Here is a 17441-nt window from a genome sequence, read left to right as displayed (position 1 = left end):
CCGCCCTAGGCGGTCTGACCGGTTGAAGCACCAACGATTTCGGCCCAACGGCAACCGGTCAGACCGCCTAGGGCGGTCGGACCGGGGCATACGATTACTTGTGCATGGGTGCTTAGATGTTCATGGCCGACTCGCGGCGGCGCATCTTGCCGGCCGGAATGCCGAACATCATTTTGAAGCGGCGGCAGAAATAAGCGGTGTCTTTGTAGCCCACTTCTTTGCCGATGTCGCGGATGCTTTTCTTCGTCGTGCGCAGCAGGAACACGGCGCGCTCCATGCGCTGGTATTCGATGTAATCCTGCGGGTTGATGTTGGTCAGCATCTTGAAATACTGGCCCACGTAGTCCTCGCTTACGTTGGCTACGCCTGAGAGGACTTTGTTCGACAAGTCGCCGCCCAGGTTCTCCTTGATGTAGTTGAACAGGTCAATCAGGCGCGGGTCTTTGAAGTAGGTGCTGTTGGTGGCCAGCTGCTCCACAAACATGTTGTTGCGCAGCACGTAGCGCACCACTTCCACCACGATGTTCTCGGTGTAGATGTTGATGAGGCGCTCCCGACCCGGCAGGTCCTGAATGCTTTCTTCCACCACCTTAATCACCAGATTGGCCAGCTTGGGCTGCCCGCTGATGAGGAAAGCCGGCACGTCGAGCGAGGCGAAGAAGTTCACCGAATCGAATACCTTGGCTTCGAAGCTCACGAAACTGTGGCTTTCGTCGGCGTCGCCGATGAGGTCTAGGTCGTCGTTGGAGTGAAAGAACTTGTCCTTGTTCGTAATCAGGTCATCGTTGGTGATAACCCGGTTTTTCTGGTCCTGGCCGTAGCTGACGCGGGTGGGCCGGCCACCCGGAATGAAGAGCATTTCGCCTTCTTCCACCACCATTTCCTCCTCGCCGAAAGTGAGGTGGCCCTTGTGCAGCAGAATAAGATTATTACCAACGTCGTAGGAATTGCGGACGGTAAAGGGCTGGTGCAGCACCAGGTTCTTCGCCTTGATGTAGCGCACACCGAGCGACTCGATGACTTTATTGTAATCTTCCATAATTCAGGTGGCCTAAAGGGCCGTTGAGGGGTGCGGGTAAGGTAACTGGGTGGCTACCGCAGTGCAATATAACACCTTGAAATTCACAAAAACTAAAAACCCAGCCAAAAAATGGCTGGGTTTTGTGCAATGAATCTGAATTTTAGGCAATTCGCGGCCTACTTGAGGATTTCCCGTGAAATCACAATTTTCTGAATTTCCGAAGTGCCTTCGTAAATCTGGGTAATCTTGGCATCGCGCATGAAGCGCTCGACGTGGTATTCTTTCACAAAGCCGTAGCCACCATGAATCTGCACGGCCTCTACGGCCGAATCCATGGCCACCTTCGAGGCAAACAGCTTGGCCATGGCCCCCGACTTTGCGTAGTCGTCGTGGTTGTCCTTGTCGGCGGCGGCTTGCAGGCAGAGCAGGCGGGCGGCATCCACGGTGGTGGCCATGTCGGCCAGCTTGAACTGGATGGCCTGGTGCTTGGCGATTTCCACGCCGAAGGCCTTGCGCTCTTTCGAGTATTTCAGGCTGAGCTCGAGTGAGCCCGAGGCAATGCCCAGGGCCTGCGCGGCGATGCCGATGCGGCCGCCGGCCAGCACCTGCATGGCGAACTTGAAGCCGAAGCCGTCGGCCCCGATGCGGTTTTCCTTGGGCACCTTCACGTCGGTGAACATCAGCGAGCAGGTGTCGGAGCCGCGGATACCGAGCTTGTTCTCCTTGGGGCCCTGAATGAAGCCGGGCATGTCCTTGTCCACAATCAGCACGTTGATGCCGCGCGACTTCAGCTCGGGGTTGGTTTGGGCAATGACGAGGTAGACCGAAGCGGTGGTGCCGTTGGTAATCCAGTTTTTGGTGCCGTTCAGCAGGTAATGGTCGCCCATGTCCTCGGCGGTGGTGCGCTGGCTGGTGGCGTCGGAGCCGGCTTCGGGCTCGCTCAGGGCGAAGGCGCCAATGATTTCGCCGGAGCACAGACGGGGCAGATACTTCCGCTTCTGCTCTTCGGTGCCGTACTGCTCCAGGCCCCAGCATACCAGCGAGTTGTTCACGCTCATGATAACCGAGCACGAGGCATCAACTTTGCTGATTTCCTCCATGGCCAGCACGTAGCTCACGGTGTCGAGGCCGCTGCCGCCGTACTCGGGGCTCACCATCATGCCCATGAAACCCAGCTCACCCATCTTCTTGATTTGCTCGGTCGGGAATTTCTGGTGCTCATCGCGCTCAATTACCCCGGCCCACAGCTCGCTCTGGGCAAAATCGCGGGCAGCGTCGCGCACGGCCAGCTGCTCTTCGGTGAGGTCGTAAATATTAGTGGAAGTGGCGGTTTGCATGGACTGGGGTGGGATTGGAGTGAGACTTAGCAGCGTTATTTTTCAGTACAACAAAAGTACGCCCGGAACGGCATTGGGCCAAGCTGCGCCTTGGAGGTCGCCGGCCCGCAAACGCAGGAATATTCAATTCAGTTCGTACCTTTTCGACCTGATTTCTAATTCTTTTACCCCAATTTGCATGAAAAAATTCTACCGTACGGCTCTGGCTGTTGCGTTGAGCCTGCCCGCGCTAGGGGCGCTGGCCCAGCCCGTGGCCCCGGCCACCGAAGCATTTGCCCTGCGCCTCGCGGTGGGCGACGTGGTGCCGCCCGCCAACGCCACCGCGTGGCTGGCCGCCTCCGCCACCACGCCCGCCGACGCCTGGCAAGGCCGCGTCTACCGCCTGCTGCAATTCAGCCACCTGCCCACCGAGGCCCAGAAAGCCGCGTTGCGCCGCGCGGGGGTGGTTTTGTTCGACTACCTGCCGCTGAACGCCTACACGGCCAGCCTGCCCGCCACCCTGGTGCATAGCCAGCTGGCGGGCCTGGGCCTGCGCAGCATCGCCCCCATGCCAGGCCGCTGGAAACTAGCCGGCGCTTTGGCCCAGGGCACGGTGCCGGGCCACGCCCAACGGGCCGGAGGTCGGCTGGAGGTAGTGCTGACCTATCACCTCACTTTGACACCCGCCCAGGCCATAGCCGCGCTGCCGAGTGCCGAGTTTCAGGTAGTGGGGCAGAATGATTTCGCGCACCAGCTGAACGTAGTGCTGCCCGAGGCCAGCGTGGTGCGCCTCGCCGAGCTGCCCTGGGTGAGCACCGTGGAAGCCGCGCCGGCTCCCGGCGTACCCGAAAACTTCCGGGGCCGCACCGACCACCGCGCCAATGCCTTGGCCGCCGACTACGGCGCGGGCCGCCACTACGACGGCCGCGGCGTGACCGTGGGCCACGGCGACGACGGCGCCATTGGTCCGCACATCGACTTTCAGGGCCGGGTGGACGTGAGCACGGCTGGCCCCAGCGGCGGCGACCACGGCGACCACGTGGCCGGCACCATTATGGGGGCCGGCAACCTCGACCCGCGCCACCGCGGCCAGGCCGTGGGCGCGTTCAACTTTTATCAGAATTACCCCAACAACATCACCCAGGCCCCGGCCAACTATAACAGCGCCACCCGCCGGGTGCGCATCACCAGCTCGAGCTACGGCGACGGTAACAACGCCGGCTACACCAGCCTGGCCCGCTCGCTCGACCAGCAGATGCGCCAGCTGCCGTTCCTGATGCACGTATTTTCGGCGGGTAACTCCGGCACTTCCGACTTTGGCTACGGCGCGGGCGCGGGCTGGGGCAATATCACCGGCGGCCAGAAAATGGCCAAAAACGTGCTCACCGTGGGCAATCTGGACTACCGCGATGCCCTGGCCGGCAGCAGCAGCCGCGGCCCGGCCAACGACGGCCGCATCAAGCCCGAGGTGTGCGCCGTGGGCACCAACGTGACTTCAACCTACGGCGGCAACATCTACGCTACTATTTCGGGCACCAGCATGGCCTGCCCCGGCGTATCGGGCGTATCGGCGCAGCTGGTGGGGGCTTACCGCAGCCTCAACACCGGGGCCGAAATGCCCGCCGCTCTGCTCAAGGCCCTGCTCATGAACACGGCCGAGGACCTGGGCAACCCCGGCCCCGACTTCCGCTTCGGCTACGGCCGCATCAATGGGCTACGGGCCGTGCGCGTGCTGGAGGGCCGCACGTACTTCCGCGACAGCCTTACGCAGGGCCAGGTTCGCACCTTTACGGTGCCGGCCGCCGCAGGCAAAAAACAGCTGCGCGTGCTGCTGCACTGGACTGATTACGAAGGTGCGGCCAACGCCCGCCCCGCCCTGGTCAACAACCTCGACCTGACGGGCCTTGCAGTAGGTACTACTACCCCGCTGCTGCCCTGGATACTCGACCATCGCCCCACCGTGGCCCAGCTCAACACGGCCGCCGGGCGCGGACGCGACTCCATCAATAACACCGAGCAAATCACCATCGACAACCCCTCCGCGACGGGCGGCTACAGCTTCACCGTGACCGGCCAGGCCGTGCCCCAGGGCCGCCAGGGCTTCTGGCTCACATACAGCTATATCGACGAGGGCGTGGAGCTGACCTACCCGCTGGGCGGCGAAGGCTTCGTGCCCGGCGAAACTGAAGTACTGCGCTGGGATGCCGCCGACAGCTCGCTGCCCTACACCGTGGAGTACACGACCGACAACGGCGCGACTTATCTGCCCATTGCCGCCAACCTGGCCGGCACGGTGCGCTCCACCGACTGGATAGTACCCGCCGGCCTGGCCGCGGGCCGCGTGAAAGTGCGCGTGACGCGCGGCCCGGTTACGAGCCAGTCGCCCGAATTCTTCACCATTGCCCCCCAGCCCGCCGGCCTGCGCTCGGAATACCGCTGCACCACCGAAAGCCGGCTGAGCTGGACGGCCTCGACCGGGGCCACGGCCTACACGGTATACAAGCTGGGCGCCCTGTACATGGACTCGGTCACGACGGTAACCAGGCCGTTTGTGGTGCTGCCGCTGGGTTCGGGCTCCGATTATTGGTTTGCGGTGCGGGCCCGCGGGGCCAACGGCCTGCTTTCGCGCCGCACCCGCGCCATCTACCAGCCCAGCGGCCCGCGCGACTGCCCCGGCCCGCCGCTGACGTCCTTCGAGCCCAGCGCGGCGCTGGTGTGCCCGAGCAGCACCGTGCTGCTGAGCGACAGCAGCCAGTCGGCCCCCACCAGCTGGGCCTGGGTTATCAGCCCGAGCGCGGGGGTAACGTTTGTGAATGGCACCTCGGCCACGTCGCAAAATCCCCGCGTGCAGTTTGCCAACGCTGGCACCTACACCGTGGCCCTCACGGCCACCAACAGCTATGGCCCCGGCGCAACGGCTACCCGCACCAACCTCATTACCGTGACCAACGGCCTGCCGGTGGCCTTTAGCGAAGACTTCCGGGCCGCGCCAACGACCTTTCCGCCGGCCGGCTGGCGCGTCATCAACCCCAGCTCGAACTACACCTGGGCCCTGAGCACGGCCCCGGCCGTGGGTCCCGATAACGCGAACCGCCGCCTGCCGATGGTCAATAACTACGACGACCGCCTGCGCGGAGCCGAGGATTTCCTCCTCACCCCGCCCCTGAACCTGGCCGGCACCACCAGCCCCGAGCTGACTTTCGCCGTGGCCTACCAGCCCTACGGCGCGGCCAACAACGACGGCCTGCGGGTAGACATTTCCGTCGACTGCGGCACCACGTTCGTGCCCACCGGCTACCTGAAGCGCGGGGCTGCCCTGGCCACGGTGGCTACGCCCAACACCAGCGCCTTCGCGCCCACCAGCGCCACCCAGTGGCGGCAGGAAACCGTGGACCTGCGCCCCTTCCGCACGGCGGGCGCACCTGCGGGCCAGGTGCAGTCGGTCATGCTGCGCTTCGTGAATCTGAACGACTACGGCAACAACCTCTACCTGACCAACGTGGGCGTGGCCGAGCGGGTGATATCGGCCGCCGCGAATGGCCGTCAGGTCGATGCCTTCACGGCGGCCCCGGTGCCGTTTGCGGGGCAGCTGCGGGTGAACGTGGCGGCCGCGCCGGCCGGAGCTGCCACCTTACAGCTACTTGATGCCCTGGGCCGCGAGGTACGCACGCTGCCTCTCACGCTACGTGCCAGTACTCAGCAAGTCGAGTTTGACACCGAGAACCTACCCGCCGGCGTGTACGTGCTGCGCCTGCGCGGCGCCAGCGGCACCCAGCAGCTGAAGGTGCTGAAATAAGTCGCGCTCCCCTTTCCACTGATGAAATGCCCCGGCCATGGATTGGCTGGGGCTTTTCTTTGCGCTGCACCGTAAGGCCGGCGGCATCACCGGCTTTGCGGCCGACACTCCCCCACCCCGTTTATTCCCCCCGTATATATGACCCATTTCAGCCGCTACGCGCTGGCCCTGCTATTTGTGCTGGCCGGTATCTGGCATTTTGTGCATCCGGCTACCTACCTGACTATCATGCCGCCGTGGCTGCCGCAGCCATTAGCGCTGGTGTACGTGAGTGGTGTTTTTGAAATACTGGGGGGGCTGGGGCTACTGCCGGTTCGCACCCGGCGGCTGGCCGGCTGGGGCTTGCTGGCGCTGCTGGTGGCCGTGTTTCCAGCCAACTTGCATATGGCCCTCATTCACGAGCAGTTGGGCATTCCGGGCTGGGCGGCCTGGGGCCGCCTGCCGCTGCAACTGCCACTCATGTGGTGGGTGTGGCGCGTGATGCGGCAGCGCTAATCGCGCATATCTTACGGATATTTTCTACCACATTCTGTTTCATGTTCTCACAACGTTTAATCATCGGGGCAGCGGGTCTGCTCACGCTAGGAGCCGGTGCATCGGCCCAGGCCCAATCGACCACCGAAGAAACCACGGCCACAACTCCACAAGCCGCCCGCTACACGGCCGCGCACGATTCGGTGCTGGCCAGGGCCGCCGCCTGCCGCAGCGAAAACGAAAAGCTGCTGCGGGATTTCAGCGCTTCGTTCATAGGAATCCGGGGGCTTCGCCGCAAAATCGTCAGCTTCAATTCCATCCCTTTTGATAGGAATGGACGCACTGTACTGAAAACGCACATAATCAAGCACAAAACAACCGGCGCCAAAGTCGAAAAAATCGATTATCGGGCCCAAGACGGCAAGCTGCTGCTGTCGGAGCGCTACATACAAGGGCAGTTGGTCCGGTTGGAAGTGTTTGAGTACACGCCCATCAAAAATTTACTTTCGGGCATGAGACAAAGCGGCTCGTGGCTGCTGCTGCCCGGCGACTACATCCAGCGCACCCGCAAGCCAGAGGGCAAGGCCAAAACCAGCGCCTACTATTTCCGCACACGCCCCACGACAATGGAATAGCGCCGGACAGTTGATACAAAAGGCAACGCCCGTAACTGAATCAGTCACGGGCGTTGCTTTTTGTATTGGAGAAGTGCGGCTACTCCCAGCGCACGTCCAGCAGGCGAAGCTGCACGCTACGCTGGCCCCGGTACTCGTTCAGCTCCACGGTGTAGCAGGCGCTGAAGGGCTGGCCCTGCTCAATCTCGGGCAGGTAGTCGGCCAGGCCGAAACCGATGGCGTCCACGGCCGGGCCCTGGGCATCGGCGGCGGCGAGGCGTAGCTTGAGGTGGCCCGTGCCCACCACGCGGGCGCTGTGGGGCACCGCCACCAGCCGGCGCGAAGCAAACACCGGGTTGGGATTGCCAGGGCCAAAAGGTTCCATGCGGCGCAGCTCACCAAAAAAGTCTTCATTAATGCGCGAAAGCGGCAGCACGGCGGCTACTTCCACGGGCCGCACCAGGTGCTCGGTGGTCAGCGTATCAGCCACCACTTCCTCGAAGCGACGCTGGAAGGCGGGCACGTTTTCGACTTTCAATGTGAGGCCGGCAGCGGCGCGGTGGCCCCCAAACTGGTCGAGTAGCGCGGAACAGGATTCCAGGGCCGCGTGCACATCAAACCCCGCCACGGAGCGGGCCGAGCCGGTGGCCTTGCCATCGCGTTGCGTGAGAATGACCGTAGGGCGATAATACTGGTCGAGGCAGCGCGAAGCCACGATACCGAGCACGCCCTGGTGCCAGTCGGCCTTGTAGAGCACGGTGGCGCGGGCATTTTGCAGCGTGGGGCTGCCGGCAATCATGTCCAGCGCCTCCTGGGTGGTGTGCTGGTCCGAGCCGCGGCGCTGCTGGTTCATCTGGTCCACCACTTCGGCGGTGTAGCGCGCTTCCTGCTGGTCGGGGGCCAGGAGCATGGCCACGGCGCGGCGGGCATCGCCCATGCGCCCGGCGGCATTGATGCGCGGCGCGAAGCCAAATATCAGGCTGCTGATGCCCAACGCGCCTTCGCGCAGCGTAGCCAGCTCGCGCAGAGCGGCCAGGCCGGGGCGCAGCAATTCGGCATCTTCATTGAAGCGGCGCAGGCCGTAGGAGGCCAGAATCCGGTTTTCGCCGGTGATGGGCACGATGTCGGCGGCAATGCTGACGGTGACCAAGTCGAGCAAATCGTGGAGCGGGGCCGCATCCAGGCCGAGATGTTCGCCCAGCGCCTGCATCAGCTTGAAGCCCACGCCGCAGCCCGACAGCTCTTTGTAGGGGTATTCGCAGTCGGCCCGCTTGGGGTCGAGCACGGCCACAGCGGCGGGCAGCTCGTCGCCGGGCAGGTGGTGGTCGCAGATAATAAAGTCGACGCCCCGGCTGCTGGCGTAGGCTATCTGCTCCACGGCCTTGATGCCGCAGTCGAGCGCGATAATGAGCGCGAAGCTGTTATCAGCCGCGAAGTCAATGGCTTTCTGCGAGATGCCGTAGCCTTCGGTGTAGCGGTCGGGGATGTAGTCGCGCAGCCGCTCGACGCCAAACAGCGGGGTCAGGTAGCTCATCACCGTGGCTACCGACGTGATGCCGTCCACGTCGTAGTCGCCCAGTACCATCACCTTTTCGCCAGCTTCCAGGGCGTGGGCGAGGCGGGCCACGGCGCGGCCCATGTCGCGCATGAGCAGCGGGGCGGGCAGCTGGCGCAGGTCGGGGTGGAAAAAGGCGGCGGCGGCTTCGGGCGTGGCAGTGCCGCGCTGCACCAGCAGGGCCGCTATTTCGGGGGCAATGAAGAGGGCCTGGGCCAGATTACTGACCTGAGCAGGGTCGGGTTCGGGGATATAATTCCAGCGCTTACTAGCGGATATGGGCATCTGATACGTCGTAGAAATGACTTCAAAAGTACGACCAAACCCCGCCCCGCACCGGCCGGCCTACCTTTGAAGCCAGCTCCCCTGCCCGCCCCCGCCATGAATAAACTCCAGGAATTTTACCGCAAATACCGCCAGTACATTGGCACTGACGCACTCATGTACGGCGTATTCATCGTGGTACTGGCCCTGATGTTCGTGTTCTTTGGGTAGATATGTGGGAGGGGCCTTCACCTCGCGAACAGAAGAACGTCATGCTGAGCGCAGCCGAAGCATCTCTGCCGCTGCAGTAATTATGTTACTTATCCAGTAGAGATGCTTCGGCTGCGCTCAGCATGACGTTCTTTTTCGTTCAACAGCCCTACTGCACCCCATCGCCGCGCAGCTTGCGGAAGCGCTTGCGGGCCTCGGCCACATAGATGCTGCCGGGGAATTTCACTATCACCTGGTTGTAGAGCTCCTGCGCTTTCAGCTTGTCTTTCACATTTTCTTCCTGAATGCGGGCCAGCAAAAACAGGGCATCATCGCTCAATACATCAACTTTAGGGTCGTTGGTGATGCGCTCGAGCGTGGTAGCGGCCCCGGCAAAATTGCCGGTGCGGCGCTGCAGCTGCGCCTTGAGGTAGTAGGTATCATCGGCCAGCGGGTGGCCGGGGAATTTCTCCAACAACCCATCCAAGCCGGTGATAGCCTCTTGAAGCTTGTTCTGGAACACCAGCTGTTCCACGGCGGCGTAGGCCTTCAGGCCCAGGCCCAGAGTGTCCTCCACCGTATTGTCCTGAATGAGCAGCGAGAGCTGCATGGCATCGTTGGCAATTTCGCGGGTGGTGGCTTCTTTCAGGATGTCGAGGTGGCTTTGGGCCAGCTTAAAGTCGCCGGCGTAGTAGCTCAGGCGGGCGTTGCGGAGCTTGGCCTCGTAACCTAAGGGCGAATCCTTGTGCGATTTTTCCACCTGCGAGTACAGCAGCGTGGCCTCCCAGGGCTCGGCTTTCAGCAGGTACAGGTCGCCGAGGGTCACCTTGGCTTCGTCCACCACTTCTTCGTTGACGCGGGGCATGTCGATAACTTCCTGCAACAAGGTCATGGCCCTGGCGCGGTCATTCAGCTGGAAGGCGTGCAGATTGGCCAGGTTACGCAGCACCGGGGCGGTATCGGGCGTGCGGCCCAGCTCGGCCAGCAGCTGGTTGTATTCGGTCACCAGGGCGCGCACTTTGGTCAGGTCCACCGGGTAGGTTTCGCGCACCTGGGCTTCGCGGGCCTGCAGCAGGCGCTGGCGGGCGGCATTGCCGTAAGGGCCGTTGCGGTACTCCCGGGCCACGTAGGCAAAGCCATCGATGGCACTTTCGTAGTCTTTGTTGTACTGCGCGATGGCAGCCAGCTCCATCACCCGGCGGCCTTCGCCCCGGCTGCGGCGGTCCAGCGCCCGGGCCTGCACCAGCGCCCCGGCAAAATCGCGCCGCTGCACCTGCAGCCACAGCAGCAGCTCACTAAAGGCCGCTTGCTCGGGGTGCTGCTGGGTGGCGCTGAGCACCTGCTTTTCCAGCGCATCGAAGTCTTTTTCGTCACGCAGCGCATTTTGCAGCATGTTGCGCACGTAGGGCAGCTGCTGCTCATCCTGGGCCACCAGGCGCAGGGTTTCGGCCAGTACCTGGGGTTGGTTCTGGGTTTGGGTGTAGAGCTGAATGAGCTGCGGGGCGTATTCGGTGTCGTTTTTGGCCAGGGCCCGACCGCGCAGGTAAGTGCGCTCGGCCCAGGGCAGCAGCTCACGCCGGCTGAATTCGGTAGCGACCGGCAGCACCTGCGCGGGCGTGAGCTGGCCCAGCACTTTCTGCCACTGCTTATCAGCGGCGGGCATATCGCCCGATTCCGCGTACACGCCCCCCAGAGCCACCCCGATGGTGGCTTCCTCCGGGCGCAGCTTGGCGGCGCGCCTGGCTACTTTCTCGGCCTCCTTGTAGCGTTTCAAAGCCAGCAGCGAGGAGATGTAGACCGGAAACACCGCCAGACTGGCCTGCTCGGCCGCGGGCAGCTTCTCGAACAGAAACACTGCCTTTTCGTGCTCGCCGCGCCGGGCGTAGTCCTGCGCCAGCGTGGTCGAGTTCGCGGGAGCCCAGCCTTTGCCCGGCTGCTGGGCGAGCGCCGGAGTAGCCAGCAGCAGGACGACGCTGAATAAGAGATAGCGCATAAAATAGCGGGCAAGTTGAATGACGGTAACGCCGGAACGACGCAGCTTTGTTCGTTCGCCTCAGGCCGCGAAGGAGTAAACGGGCGTTTCAGCGTAACGAACCGGCTTATTTACCAGGCCTTGCGCGATTTTTAGTAACTGCTCCGTCGTTTCCGCCGAGAACAGCTGTTCACCCGTCAACTTGTTCACCTGAGCTGGCACGTTTTCTACCACTACCACCCGCTCCCCTACTTGCACAATGTACGTTACCTGCGCGGGTTCCAGGAGAGACTGCTCTTGCGCGAAGAAATCTGCGGCATCTGTCATAGCTTTTTTCTTTGAGTAAAACCAGGAAGCCATTCCGTTAGGTCAGGCTCGTACACCGTAATGATTTTGAGCAGCGGGCGTTGCGGATAGCTGCATACAATGTGCAACGGCCGATTGCCCAATGTGTTGCCAAAAATAAGACAGCTCGGCCCATATCTGTCATTGGGGTAATCTTCCAGTACCAAGCCGGCTGCCAATACCTCGCGTACTTCGGTCGTCGCAATGCCGCGTTGCGCCATGCGCGTAATGGCGTGGTCGGCATATTGCAAGGAGTTAGAAGCCGCTTTTGCTTGTAATTCCATGATTTCAAGCGGGGTCATAGCATCCTTCCTGGTAAACGGGCCCAAAAACGAAAAAGGGCCGCCCCCGAAGGTACGGCCCTTTTCAAACTGCCGGCGGGCGGCTTAGAAGAACTTCGTGCGGTTGTCTTTCACGTTGGCGTGGGCCTTGATGGCCTCGTATATCTTGCCATCCTGAGCCTGGGCGCGCTGCTGCGCCAGCTGCTGGCGCACGGCCTTCAGGTCGGCCGCGGCGGCGGCGGGGGTGGTGCTCACGGGCTCCACTACCAGCACGCCCTGCTCGCCCTGGATGGCGGCCGACTTCTGGCCCGGCTTCAGCGCGAAGGCCCGGCCCACGGCTACGGGCTCGAAGCCCACGTTCGGGATGCTGCCCTGGCCGAGGACCACGCCTTCGGCGGTGGCTACCTGGGCGGTGGGGCCGTATTTGACGGCCATTTCTTCCAAGGTGCCGGCTTTGGGCAGCTTGGCCATAATCTGCTTGGCCTTCTCCTCATTGCGCACCAGCGCCGACAGCTCGGGGCGGAGGTTTTCGACGGTGGCCGTGCCTTTGGCGCGCTGGTCGGTGAGGGCGGCAATCACGTACTGGTCGCCCATTTCGTACACTTCCGAAACGTCACCCACTTTGGTATCGGCACCGGTTTGGCTAAAGCCGAAGGCCCAGCGCACCAGCTCGCGGGCATTCTGCAGATTGTTCACGGTGCGGGCGCTGCGGTCCAGGTTTTTGGCCTCCTGCTTCACCAGGGTTTTGTCTTTGGTCGTCAGCTTGCGGAAGCTTTCCAAGTCGGTGGCTTCGCCTTTCAGCTCCTGCGCCTTGGCGTAGGCCACTTCGCGGGTGGCGTCGCTGGGGGTAATGGTCTTTTTCACTTCGGCCACCTGATAGGTCTGCTTGGTGGGCACGGCCGTTACCTTGATAACGTGGTAGCCGAACGAGGTTTCGACCAGATTAGGCAGCAAGCCCGTGGCCGAAGTGCCGAAAATGGCTTTCTCGAACTCGGGCACCATGCGGCCCTGGCCAAACCAGCCGAGGTCGCCGCCCTGGTCCTTGGTGCCGTCGGTGCCAAACTGGCGCGCCATCGCGCCGAAATCGGCCCCGGCCTTGATTTTGTTCAGGATGTCCTGCGCCTTCGCTTTCGCAACAGCTTTTGCTTCGGGCGTAGTGCCTTCGGCCTTGATGAGAATGTGGCTGGCGCGGGCCGCCGCCTGCTTGCCAACGCCGCTACCCGTCACCTTGTACAGCGAATAGGTACCGTTCTCGGCGTAAGGACCGTAGATTTTGCCAGCGGCCAGGGGCAGCTGCTTGCGGAGCTGCTCGGGCAGGTCGGCGGGGCTGCGCAGGGCCTTGTTGTAGGGCTGCTCCGAGTTGGCCGACACGAACAGCGAATCGACCGGAGCCGAGGCGAACTGGGTAGCTAGCTCCGCCATCGACGTTTTCACGGCGGTGCTGTCCTCCTTCGAGGCTACCACCGGGACGCTGATGTACTCCACCGAGCGGCCGTCTTCCACCTTGTACTTACCCTTGTTTTTGTCGAGGTAGGCCTGCAGCTGGGCATCGGTCACTTTCACGGCCGAGTCGGAAATGCTGCCGTAGGGCACGAACAGGTACTTCACCGTCTCCCTGGTGTTCTGGGACGAGTCGAAGCGCTTGGCTTCGGCCGAGGTCACGTACACCGAGTTTTTCAGCAGGGCGTTGTACTTGTTGGCGAGGCGCTCGGCGGGCAGGTTGGCTTCGAAATTGCGCCAGGCAGCCTGGTTTTCGGCAGGCAGCTTGTCGAGGTTTTTCAGGTACTCTACCAGACGGGTTTTGTCGAACTGACCGGTTTTTGGGTCCGTAAAAGCCTGCTTGATGCCGGGGCTGATGTTGTCGCCCTGCACCATGTCCACCAATTCATCGTCCGATACGGTCAGGCCCAGCTTCTCCCACTCCGGCTGGAAAGCCATGCGGTAGATGGTCTGGTTCCAGGCCTGGTCGCGCAGGTAGCCGAGGGCCTGCTCATCGGGCTGGCGCTGCTGCTGGGCCACAAAGGCCTGCTTGGCTTGCTCCAGGGCGTTGTTGTAGTCGGCCAGCTCTACTTTCTGGCCGGCTACCTCGCCCACCGTTTGGTCGTTGCCGCCAAACAGCTTGCTTTTACCGCCCACCAGGTCGCCGCCCACAATAAAGAGCAGCATACCAATGGCCACGGTACCTACCGCCCAGCCAGATTTTTCCCGAATCGTGTTAATTAAAGCCATTCCTTAGTTGTCAGTTATTAGTTGTTAGCGGTCAGTCTCCGGGCAGCAGTGCAGAACGACCTGACAACTAACCACGAACAACTGACAACGCGTTGAGCACGGTCAAAAGAGGCGCAAAATAACCAGAATTTGGCCGGCAATCAAAGTTTTACCGGATTTTAACTCGCCGACCGGTACGCCACGACCACGGTCCGGGCGGCTCCCGGCACGATTAATTCCGCCAACGCCGACGCCAGAAAACCGGCGCAATTCCGTCCTAACGGCGCTTCTTGGTCGATTTAGCCGGAGTTTTGGCGCGGGCCTGCTGAGCCAGCTTGGCCTTTTGCTCGGCTATTTTGGCTTCCAGCCGCTCCTGTTGGCGCCAGTAGAGCAGCGGTATCCAGCACCCCATCGATACCATGAAAATCCAGTAGTTCCGGGTCAGGTCATTGTAAAAAATCGTCTGGTAAATGCCAATAACCAGCGCGACCACGCCCACGGCAAATAGCACGGTGCGCAGCAGGGATTTGTCGAAAGTCATAAGGAATAAAATTGAGGACCCGAGGACGGTCATGCCAAATAAAAGCCCTACTGCACCGGCGCGGCCTGCGGAGCCGCAAAAATGCCCTCGGGCCGGGTGATGCGGTAGCGCGAGAAGTCCTGATTGGCCGTCAGGCCGTAGCCGGTCAGGTATTCGGTGGGCGTGGTCACTTTCACGAACATCGCCGAGTCGGTGTAAATCAGCTGCTTGGTCTTGTCGAAGAACAGCTCTTCGGTGTTCATGCGCTGCTGCTGCGGCACGTTCATCACCCGCACGTCGCCACGCATGATATAGAGGCTCTTGGCCTTGTCCGACTTCCCGTACTTGGCCTCCAACGTGTTGACGACCGTTTTTTTGCCATCCGTCGAGTAGAACGTCACCACCATGCCCTTGGGGTAGATGACGTCGCCGTTCTCGAACTGCTGCTCCAGCGGCGCGGTGAGCTGCAGCTTGAGCTTGGCCGAGTCGCTGAACAGCGTCCGCACGTTGGTCGTCTCCATCAGCGGGCCGGTGTAGACGAGCTTAGGGCCGGTGGCCGCTTTTTTATCGCAGCCCAGCAGGGCCAATCCCATCAGGAATGCCCTGCTCCTGCTCCACTGCCTGAGTCCGTTCACTGCGTTATTGGGATTTGGCACCCGCTTACTGCAAGCGCCGCTTGATAAACCAGCGGTTGTTCAGCGTCACCCCGAGCTGGCCCCGAATGTAGGTTTCCTGCACGTTGCTGGTGTTCGTAGCGGCATTGAGAATGTCGGTATTGCCGCGCACGCCGTACGTGAAGCCGAGGCTGAGCGTGGTGGCTTCGAGCGGCGTAGCCGTGGGCAGCGGGAAGCCGAAGCCCCAGCTAACCGACCGGTCGTACAGGGTTTTACCGCCCGGCTGGTAGGGTAGCTGCGCCACGGCCAGGCCGGCGCGGTAGCTCACCCGCTGAAAGTAGTGCTCCACGGAGCCCGGGTCGGGCGTCAGTTCGCCCCCGAGGCCGAGACGCATGGTATTGCTGAGCGCCAGGCGCTGCTCGCCGAAGTCCCGAAACTTCGACCACTGCTGCTGCGCCACATCCAGGGTGGCGCTCCAGTTTTTATCATTGTCGAAGCTAACCCCGACCTGCGCCAGGGCCGGCACGTAGCTGCTGCCCCGGCCGTCGCTCAGCGTCGAAACCGCGCTGGCCAGGGTGCCGTCGTCGGCGTATTGCTGCTCCTGGGTGCGCTCGCGCTGGCCGTTGAGGTTGTGAGCGAAGCCGTAGACGCCGCCCAGGTTCACGTTCAGGTCTTTGCCTATCTTCTGGCGGTAGTGTGCGCCCGTGCGGAAGGCAAAATCCGAGTAGCGGGTATGCACCCGGTCCACGGAGTTAATCAGGCGGGTGGTGCTGATGCCCTCCTGCACGGCTGTGCCAGTCGTCTCATCAATTACCCCAAACACGTAGGAAGCCGTGAAGCCCAGCGTGAAATTTTTGGTGATGCGGTACCCTTGCCCCAGATACGCTTCCGAAACCCCACCGGAGCCCTTGTTTTGCTTCAGCGACCGGGCCTGGCCCGGGGCGCCCGCAACGTCGTCGATGATATTCGACTCGTAGTCCACGGCACTCACCTGCTTCAGGCCCACGGCCGCGCCCCACTTCGTGTTCAGCGGCACCGAAAAGGCGAAGTAGCCCAGCGTACCGCTGCCGCTGCGGTTGGCCCCGTTGGCATTCTTCACCGTTTTGTACTGGCCATTGTAGCCGGCCTCAAACGTGGTGCGCGAGGTGTAGAAGAGCAGCGCCGGATTCAACTCATTCACATTGACAGCATTAGGAGCCGCTACGCCCACGCCGCCCATGCCCATCTGGCGCACGCCGCCGGTGTTGGCGTTGTATTCGCCCAGCCCAATGCGGGAGTACGGCGAGTTGCCCAGGCCCTGGGCCTGCGCGCCACCGGCCATCAACACGGCCACGCCCGCCAGCACCAAACCCGTACGCAGGCGCTCCATCTCTTTATTTGTCAACATGATAAACTAAAATCCGATTAAGGCCGAGCAGCACCAGCTCGGGCACAACAAAGATACGAGCCGGGAGCCGGGCCGCCAGAAACGCGGCATCGCCCCCGGTGAGCAGCACGCCCAACCCCGGGTAAGCCTGCTGATACTGAGTAATAAGCCCCGTAATTTCGGCCACCGCCCCGTTCACTACGCCGCTCAGCAGGCTCCCCGTAGTGGAGTCGCCCACGAGCGGAATCGTTGCATCGGCAGGCGGCAGCTCCAGCAGCGGCAGCCGCCCCGTAAACGTGTGCAGCGCCCGCAGCCGCATGGCCAGCCCCGGCCCAATGCTGCCCCCGTGGTAGGTTTCGTCGGCCGTCACGAGGTCAGACTTGAGCGCCGTGCCGGCATCGATGATGAGGGTGTCGCGGCCGGGCCGCAACTTGGCCGCGCCCACGGCCGCCGCCAGCCGGTCGGCCCCCAGCGTGTGCAGCGTGGTGTAGGAATTGCGCAGCGGCACGGGGGTCGTGCCCGGACTAAACGCCAGAATTTCGCCCGGCACCAGGTCCCGCAAATCTTCCACGGCCAGCACCGCCGCCTCCGCCACCGAGGCCACGATAACGTGGCGCGGCTGCCAGCGCTGCACCAATTCCCGCACCTCGGCCGCCGTGAGGCCCGCCGACATCTCGCGCAGCAATGGGCCATCGAAGCAGCCGGCTTTCACGGCCGTGTTACCGATATCGAGGGCCAGGGTGTGCATTGAGTAGGTTGCGATTGAATAAAAAAGAACGTCATGCTGAGCGAAGCCGAAGCATCTCTACCGCGCAAGTAATTAGTTACTATTGCGGTAGAGATGCTTCGGCTTCGCTCAGCATGACGTTCTGTTGGGGGTCACCA

General features: G+C 62.4%; 14 protein-coding genes. 3 read left to right on the top strand and 11 right to left on the bottom strand.

The window, feature by feature from the left end:
* Positions 1–112: 112 nt before the first annotated feature.
* Positions 113–1039, bottom strand: a complete 927-nt coding sequence (locus tag ABD819_RS01065) for a helix-turn-helix domain-containing protein (protein WP_345120030.1) — start codon at positions 1037–1039, stop codon at positions 113–115.
* Between the two features lie 158 nt (positions 1040–1197).
* The gene (locus ABD819_RS01060) at positions 1198–2358 is read right to left on the bottom strand and encodes an acyl-CoA dehydrogenase (protein WP_345120028.1); all 1161 of its coding nucleotides are present in this window, start codon (positions 2356–2358) and stop codon (positions 1198–1200) included.
* Between the two features lie 178 nt (positions 2359–2536).
* Between ABD819_RS01060 and ABD819_RS01055 the strand changes: the two genes are divergently transcribed.
* The 3 genes from ABD819_RS01055 to ABD819_RS01045 all read left to right on the top strand — a co-directional run bounded on the left by ABD819_RS01055 (position 2537) and on the right by ABD819_RS01045 (position 7242).
* Entirely contained in the window at positions 2537–6133 is a 3597-nt protein-coding gene (locus ABD819_RS01055) for a S8 family serine peptidase (RefSeq protein ID WP_345120026.1), read from the top strand.
* Positions 6134–6271: 138 nt separating this feature from the next.
* Positions 6272–6628, top strand: a complete 357-nt coding sequence (locus tag ABD819_RS01050) for a DoxX family protein (protein WP_345120024.1) — start codon at positions 6272–6274, stop codon at positions 6626–6628.
* Between the two features lie 41 nt (positions 6629–6669).
* Entirely contained in the window at positions 6670–7242 is a 573-nt protein-coding gene (locus tag ABD819_RS01045; RefSeq protein WP_345120022.1) for a hypothetical protein, read from the top strand.
* A gap of 79 nt (positions 7243–7321) precedes the next feature.
* Here the strand turns inward: ABD819_RS01045 and recJ are convergent, their stop codons facing one another.
* The 9 genes from recJ to ABD819_RS01000 form a co-directional block, all read right to left on the bottom strand.
* On the bottom strand, positions 7322–9061 hold the full coding sequence (recJ, locus tag ABD819_RS01040) for a single-stranded-DNA-specific exonuclease RecJ (protein WP_345120020.1): 1740 nt from the start codon (positions 9059–9061) through the stop codon (positions 7322–7324).
* Positions 9062–9419: 358 nt separating this feature from the next.
* Entirely contained in the window at positions 9420–11243 is a 1824-nt protein-coding gene (locus ABD819_RS01035) for a tetratricopeptide repeat protein (protein ID WP_345120018.1), read from the bottom strand.
* 60 nt (positions 11244–11303) lie between these two features.
* The gene (locus tag ABD819_RS01030; protein WP_345120016.1) at positions 11304–11549 is read right to left on the bottom strand and encodes a hypothetical protein; all 246 of its coding nucleotides are present in this window, start codon (positions 11547–11549) and stop codon (positions 11304–11306) included.
* Positions 11546–11869, bottom strand: coding sequence for a DUF4258 domain-containing protein (locus tag ABD819_RS01025; RefSeq protein WP_345120014.1), 324 nt, complete (start codon positions 11867–11869; stop codon positions 11546–11548). The genes ABD819_RS01030 and ABD819_RS01025 overlap by 4 nt, the downstream gene beginning before the upstream one ends.
* 84 nt (positions 11870–11953) lie before the next feature.
* On the bottom strand, positions 11954–14077 hold the full coding sequence (locus ABD819_RS01020) for a peptidylprolyl isomerase (protein ID WP_345120012.1): 2124 nt from the start codon (positions 14075–14077) through the stop codon (positions 11954–11956).
* Between the two features lie 256 nt (positions 14078–14333).
* Entirely contained in the window at positions 14334–14597 is a 264-nt protein-coding gene (locus ABD819_RS01015; protein WP_345120010.1) for a hypothetical protein, read from the bottom strand.
* Between the two features lie 47 nt (positions 14598–14644).
* Positions 14645–15169 carry an LPS export ABC transporter periplasmic protein LptC gene (gene lptC / locus ABD819_RS01010; RefSeq protein ID WP_345120008.1) on the bottom strand — a complete coding sequence of 175 codons (525 nt, stop codon included), beginning with the start codon at positions 15167–15169 and terminating at the stop codon, positions 14645–14647.
* 67 nt (positions 15170–15236) lie between these two features.
* Positions 15237–16577: a BamG family beta-barrel-assembly machinery protein gene (bamG, locus tag ABD819_RS01005; RefSeq protein WP_345120006.1), complete on the bottom strand. Its 1341-nt coding sequence runs from the start codon at positions 16575–16577 to the stop codon at positions 15237–15239.
* Complete coding sequence (locus ABD819_RS01000) at positions 16564–17304, bottom strand: type III pantothenate kinase (protein ID WP_345120004.1); 741 nt, start codon at positions 17302–17304, stop codon at positions 16564–16566. Before ABD819_RS01000 ends, bamG begins: the two co-directional genes overlap by 14 nt.
* Positions 17305–17441 lie beyond the last annotated feature (137 nt).

The organism is Hymenobacter antarcticus, assembly GCF_039539545.1.
GTDB classification, from domain to species: Bacteria; Bacteroidota; Bacteroidia; order Cytophagales; family Hymenobacteraceae; genus Hymenobacter; species Hymenobacter antarcticus.
This window is presented reverse-complemented; position numbering and strand designations above follow the sequence as displayed.